Source organism: Mycobacterium sp. E3305, from assembly GCF_001666785.1.
Taxonomy (GTDB): domain Bacteria; phylum Actinomycetota; class Actinomycetes; order Mycobacteriales; family Mycobacteriaceae; genus Mycobacterium.
The window spans coordinates 1-984 of sequence record NZ_LZJA01000117.1 but is presented as its reverse complement, the minus strand read 5'-3'; the positions used below and the strand labels follow the sequence as shown (position 1 = coordinate 984).

Genomic DNA, 984 nt, shown 5'->3' with positions numbered 1-984 from the left:
TTCCGGTGGGCATCTGGGGGCGCGGGCGGGCCGGGCGGCGCCGCCACGACGCCGGGGTCGGCGGGGGCCGGATCGGGATCCGCCATCGCCGGGGCGGCGCTCAACACCAGCGCCAAGCTGACAGAAGCCAATCCGGCGGCGTTCAGGGCGGCCGACAGCCGCCCGCGCGTCCAGCCCGACATATGCATCCCTCCACGTTCGAGTTCCTGACACAGTGTGGCATAGGGCGCCTGCCAGCTAACAAATTCGAAACCGCGCGGAGGCCGAATACACAGCCATTTTGGCCGTTGAGCTGGCTGGCTATGAATCGCGTGAGCTTGTCGGCGCAACGTCGAGCGCCTGACGATTGGCGGCCGCCCCGACCAGCGCGGCCGCCATCAAACCGGCCGACGCGGTCAGCATGAGCACTACGCTGCGCTCGTAGAGCAGCCCGCCCGCCAGCGCGCCCGCCATGATGCCCACCTGGAAAGCCGTCACGTAGAGCCCCGACGCCCCGTCGGGGTCGTCGGCGCCGCTGCGCATCGCCGCGGACTGCATCATCGGCGACACGGCGGTGGCCATCGCCCCCCACAGCACGATCGCGGCCGTCCCGATCAGGGCCGCGGCCGCGGCGGGGCGGCCGCCCAGTGCCAGCGCGGTCAGCACCACGAATGCGGCCGTCAAACCGGCCAGGCACCCGATGATCGCCCCCTTGGGCCTGCGGTCCAGCGGCCGCGCCACCAGGCCGACGGCTATCACCCCCGCCACGCCGTAGGCGGCCAGCACCCATGCCAGGTTCGGCCCCCGCACGCCGACGACCTCGCGGATGATCTCCACGATGTAGGTGTAGGAGACGAAGTGCCCGGTCACGCCGACCATGGTGATGATGCTGACGATGATCAGCCGGCGGTTGCGGTGGTGGCGGGACCGGGGGCCCACGCACTTCAGCTGGTCCTCGGTGAGCACCATCTCCGGCAGCAGCGCCCGCGCGGCCACCGTGACGAT

2 pseudogenes are annotated in these 984 nt (G+C 71.4%); both read right to left on the bottom strand.

Annotated features, from left to right (window positions below):
- Positions 1–188 (bottom strand): annotated as a pseudogene (locus A5701_RS10710) (hypothetical protein); the annotation flags it as partial.
- Between the two features lie 112 nt (positions 189–300).
- Positions 301–984, bottom strand: a pseudogene (locus tag A5701_RS10705) (MFS transporter); the annotation flags it as partial.